Annotated in this window: 7 protein-coding genes and 1 tRNA gene; 6 read left to right on the top strand and 2 right to left on the bottom strand. The window is 69.7% G+C overall.

Translation table 11 applies throughout. The features are described from left to right. The 4 genes from G6018_RS05840 to G6018_RS05825 form a co-directional block, all read left to right on the top strand. A partial coding sequence (locus tag G6018_RS05840; RefSeq protein ID WP_182639123.1) for a gluconokinase occupies positions 1 to 389 on the top strand: 389 nt, incomplete at its 5' end. A 169-nt stretch (positions 390 to 558) separates the two neighbouring features. Next, the gene (locus tag G6018_RS05835; RefSeq protein ID WP_182639121.1) at positions 559 to 2,040 is read left to right on the top strand and encodes a DUF1538 domain-containing protein; all 1,482 of its coding nucleotides are present in this window, start codon (positions 559 to 561) and stop codon (positions 2,038 to 2,040) included. Then, positions 2,037 to 2,387 (top strand): transcriptional regulator, encoded by a 351-nt coding sequence (locus tag G6018_RS05830; protein WP_182610538.1) that lies wholly within the window; start codon positions 2,037 to 2,039, stop codon positions 2,385 to 2,387. Before G6018_RS05835 ends, G6018_RS05830 begins: the two co-directional genes overlap by 4 nt. 63 nt (positions 2,388 to 2,450) lie before the next feature. Then, the gene (locus G6018_RS05825; RefSeq protein ID WP_179524858.1) at positions 2,451 to 2,840 is read left to right on the top strand and encodes a CBS domain-containing protein; all 390 of its coding nucleotides are present in this window, start codon (positions 2,451 to 2,453) and stop codon (positions 2,838 to 2,840) included. Between the two features lie 16 nt (positions 2,841 to 2,856). On the opposite strand, the gene G6018_RS05820 is transcribed toward G6018_RS05825, so the two are convergent. Further along, a tRNA-Leu gene (locus tag G6018_RS05820) sits at positions 2,857 to 2,938 on the bottom strand. Positions 2,939 to 2,996: 58 nt separating this feature from the next. Here G6018_RS05820 and G6018_RS05815 point away from each other — a divergent pair. Together G6018_RS05815 and G6018_RS05810 are read left to right on the top strand one after the other, a co-directional pair. Continuing rightward, positions 2,997 to 3,533, top strand: a complete 537-nt coding sequence (locus G6018_RS05815; protein ID WP_179524850.1) for a hypothetical protein — start codon at positions 2,997 to 2,999, stop codon at positions 3,531 to 3,533. After that, positions 3,530 to 3,904, top strand: coding sequence for a DUF3817 domain-containing protein (locus G6018_RS05810; protein ID WP_179524849.1), 375 nt, complete (start codon positions 3,530 to 3,532; stop codon positions 3,902 to 3,904). Before G6018_RS05815 ends, G6018_RS05810 begins: the two co-directional genes overlap by 4 nt. 53 nt (positions 3,905 to 3,957) lie before the next feature. Here G6018_RS05810 and G6018_RS05805 read toward each other — a convergent pair. Continuing rightward, the coding region (locus tag G6018_RS05805) for a non-canonical purine NTP pyrophosphatase (protein WP_277817756.1) at positions 3,958 to 4,271 on the bottom strand (314 nt) is incomplete at its 5' end.

Raw genomic sequence — 4,271 nt, 5'->3', positions numbered from 1 at the left:
GGGAGCCGCTCACCGACCTCGACCGCGGGCCGTGGCTCGACGCGGTCCGGGACAGGATGCGGGAGCGGGAACGGGAGGGGGCCCGCACCGGCCCGGACCCCGGCGTCGTCGTCGCGTGTTCGGCACTGCGCCGCGCCTACCGCGACGTCCTCCGGGACGTCGACCGGCCGGTGTTCTTCGTCGAACTCGGCGCTGACCCGGAGCTCCTCGCCGCCCGCCTCGCCGCTCGACGCGGGCACTTCGCATCCCACCGGATCCTCGAATCGCAGCTGGCCACCCTGGAGTCCCTGGGCCCGGACGAGGACGGGATCACCTGCCCGATCGCGCTTCCGGTGGAGGAGATCGCCGACAGGGCCCTCGCCGCGCTCGGGAAAGACCGTCGTCGGTGAGCCGGCGGTGAGGTCGCGGTGAGTCCGCGGTGAGCCGGCGGTGAGGTCGCACCGACCCGGTGGACCGACCACGGCCCCGCGACCGTTCCGTGGACGCCCCGGTGGTCGTACGTCAGACTGGGATCCAGGCCGCCTGTCGACCCGACCCCGGAAGAGGACCCCAGCCTCCATGGAGCATCTCCGACACTTCGCCCAGGAGTTCCGGAAAGCCCTGAGGAACCTGTTGCCCATCGTGGCCGTGGTGGTGGCCTTCCAGCTGCTCGTCTTCCGCCGGATGCCCGAGGACCCGCTACAGCTGGTCGCCGGACTGCTCATCGTGGGGGTGGGGATCGCCCTGTTCCTCCAGGGACTGGACCTGAGCGTGTTCCCGGTGGGCAAGAACCTCGCCAACCAGTTCACCCGCCGCGGGGCCCTGGGGCTGCTGCTCACCTTCGGCTTCGCCATCGGATTCGCCGCGGTCGTGGCCGAACCCGCCCTGATCGCGGTGGCGGAACAGGCCGAACTGATCAGCGAGGGCCGGATCGACGGGGTCGTGCTGCGGGTCGTGATCGCCGTGTCCGTGGGTCTCGTCCTGGTCCTGGGGATCCTGCGCGTGCTGCGGGGGTGGGCGGTCCACCGGATCCTCATCGGCGGCTACGTGGTGGTCCTGGTGGCCACGTTCGTGGCCCCGCCGGAGATCGTGGGCCTGGCCTTCGACTCCGGCGGGGTGACCACCAACGTCGTGACCGTGCCGCTGATCGCCGCGATCGGGATCGGGTTGGCCAACTCGATCCGGGGCCGCAGCGCCCTCACGGACGGCTTCGGCCTGGTCGCGCTGTGTGTGATGGTCCCGATGATCGGGGTGCAGCTCTACGGGATGTGGGTCTACACCTTCGGCGGTGGCGGCGGTACGCCCACCACGGGGTCGGACCAGGGCTCCACCCCGCTCTGGCTGGAGCACGTGGTAGGCCTGGCGGAGATGGTCCGCGACGTGGCGCCCATGGTGATCGTCGTCCTGTTCTTCCAGTACGTCGCGCTGCGCCGCAAGCTGTCCCACCCGCTGCGCGTGGCCGTCGGGTTCGTCATGGTCCTGGTGGGGCTCTACGCCTTCGTGGTGGGCCTGAAGATGGGGCTCTTCCCGCTGGGCACGCAGATGGCCGAGCAGCTCATCGACCGCGGCGTGCCGGCGCTGATCCTGCTGTTCGCCCTGCTCATCGGGTTCGCCACCACCATGGCCGAGCCGGCCCTGGTGGCCATCGCCGACCAGGCCGAGAACGTCTCGCCGGCCGGGATCAACGCCACCGCCATCCGCCTGGTCGTGGCCACGGGGGTGGCGGTCGGAATCGCGCTGGGGGTGTACCGCATCCTGTCCGGCGGGCCGCTGCACTACTTCATCATGGTCTCCTACGCCGTGGTCATCGTCCTGGTTGTCCTGGCCCCGAAGTACATCGTCGCCCTGGCCTTCGACCTCGGCGGGGTCACCACATCCGAGGTCACCGTGCCGCTGGTCACCGCCCTGGGCATCGGACTGGCCAGCGCCATCGACGGCCGCAGCGCGCTGCTCGACGGCTTCGGCCTCATCGCCTTCGCCTCGATCTTCCCGATCATCTCCGTCCTGCTCTATGCCATCGCCCTCGAGAAAGTCCCCCGACTGCGGAAGGAATCGACATGAAATTCACGGCCGTCGTAGTGATCGCCCCCCCGGAACTGGAGGACACCGCCATCGAGGTCGCGCAACGGGCCGGGGCGACCGGGGTGACGATCCTGGAGGGCAAGGGCATCGGCGCGCAGCAGAAGAAGACCTTCTTCGGCCTGACGTTCGAGGGCTCCCAGTCGGTGCTGCTCATGGTCGTGGGCACCCACCTGGCCACCCCGATCCTCAAATCCCTGCACGAGATCCTGGTCGACGGGGACAACTCCCACGGCATCGCCTTCAACGTCCCCATCGAGCACCTCACCGGGATCGACCCCCGGCAACTGGTGAAGTTCGAGGAATACATGCGCCGGGAGAACACCTGAGCCACGCCCACCCGCTCCCCCGCGCACGCCCCACCCCGCCCGTACAACCCAGGAGGACCCCCAATGCTCACCGTCCAACAGGTCATGGTGCCCGAGGTGATCACCATCTCCCCCTACGCCACCCTGCGCGAGGCGCTGTCGATGATGCGTTCCCACAGGGTCAAGAGCCTCGTGGTCGACCGCCAGCACCCCCACGATGCCTACGGTCTGCTCAGCTACAACGAGTTGCTGCGCGCCATCGTCGTCGAGGAGGGCGACGTGGACCTGCTCAACGTCTACGACGCCGCCGTCAAGCCCGCCATCACCGTGGGAGAGGACCTGTCGGTGAACCAGGCCGCGGCCATGATGAGCCGGTTCCACCTCAACCGCCTGGTCGTGGTCCGCGGCAACGACCTCATCGGTCTGCTCACGATGAACGACATCCTCGCCCGGCTGATCGACGAGCTCGACTGAACCGCGATCTGTGCGGTGCGCCCGGGGAGACTTGAACTCCCACGTCCGTAGACACTGGAACCTAAATCCAGCGCGTCTGCCAATTCCGCCACGGGCGCCCGCCCGGGGGTGCCGGGCGAGGTGAGCTTACCGCGCCGTCGGCGGTATCGTGGAGGGGTGTCCGACACCCTGAGCGACCGCACGGTCGGAGGCGACCCCGCCTCCGGTCCGCCGGTCTCGACCAAGGTCAGGCACCGCCCCTCGTGGATCGCGTTCGTCGTCCTGGGTTCGATCTTCTGCCTGGGGATGGGGTTCTGGCAGCTCGCCCGCTACCAGGAGGCCACGGGGACGGTGCAGAACCTCGGCTACACCTTCATGTGGCCGTTCCTGGCGGGGTTCCTGGTCTACGCGTACCTGAAGTACGTGCGACTGGAGGCCGACGAGGCCGAGTCGGCCCTCCCCGCGGCCGGTGTCGACGGGGATGAGGGTGACGACGACGAGGTCGACGGCCACCCCGACGCTCCGCCCCTGCGCCGGGGTTCGCGCAGGCAGGAGATCGTCACGGAGATCCCCGCGGACCTTCTGCCCCGGCGTCCCGCCGCGGAGGCCCGGACCGGAGATGAGGCTCTGGACGCCTACAACTCATACCTCGCCGAGCTGGCCCGTCAGGACGCGGCCGCCGGCGACCGTCACCAGGAGAGACACACCACATGACCGTCGCAGCCACCCCGGAGACCGACGACCGCAAGCCGGATCCCGACGGCAAGGTCCGCGGGGCGCTCGCCCGGTACCGCGTCCTGGCCTGGATCACCGGCGTGTGGCTGCTGGTCCTCACGGTCGAGATGATCTACAAGTACCTGATCCTGGAGAACTCCTCGGACGCTCCCGACTGGTTCACCTACATCGGACAGGCCCACGGTGTCTTCTACATCTTCTACCTGTTCATGACCCTCGACCTGGCGATCAAGGCCCGGTGGCCCGCCTCCCGCACCCTGCTGACCGCCCTGGCCGGGACGGTCCCGTTCCTGTCGTTCTGGTTCGAGCACAAGCGGACCCGGGACGTCCGGGCCGAGTACGCGGTCTGAACCGGCGCCGATCTGAGCCGGCGCCGATCTGAGCTGGCGCCGATCCGAGCCGGTCAGTCCGTCCGGCCGCGCTCGGCGAGCTCCCGGAGCGCCGGCACCAGCGCCCGCAGGGCACGGCCGCGGTGGGAGTCGGCGTCCTTCTCCCCCGGTGTGAGTTCCGCCGCGGAGCGGTCCGACCCCTCGGGCAGGAACAGCGGGTCGTAGCCGAACCCGCCCTCGCCGCGCGGCTCCCGGAGCACGTGTCCGGCCCACCGCCCCTCCGCGACCCGCTCGACCGGATTCTCCGTCGACGTTTCCGGGTCCACCGCCGGGTCAGCCGCCGAGTACACCAGGGCGCAGCTGGAGAAGAAGGCCGCGCCACGGCGGA

The organism is Dietzia sp. DQ11-44 (assembly GCF_014145205.1).
In the GTDB taxonomy this organism is placed as follows: domain Bacteria; phylum Actinomycetota; class Actinomycetes; order Mycobacteriales; family Mycobacteriaceae; genus Dietzia; species Dietzia natronolimnaea.
The sequence above is the reverse complement of the archived record's forward strand: the minus strand, read 5'-3'. Positions and strand labels throughout refer to the sequence as shown.

Coding starts and splice junctions, on each gene's coding strand:
- G6018_RS05825 (WP_179524858.1), top strand. CDS start 2,451: ATGCTCACCGTCCAACAGGTCATGGTGCCCGAGGTGATCACCATCTCC.
- G6018_RS05810 (WP_179524849.1), top strand. CDS start 3,530: ATGACCGTCGCAGCCACCCCGGAGACCGACGACCGCAAGCCGGATCCC.
- G6018_RS05835 (WP_182639121.1), top strand. CDS start 559: ATGGAGCATCTCCGACACTTCGCCCAGGAGTTCCGGAAAGCCCTGAGG.
- G6018_RS05830 (WP_182610538.1), top strand. CDS start 2,037: ATGAAATTCACGGCCGTCGTAGTGATCGCCCCCCCGGAACTGGAGGAC.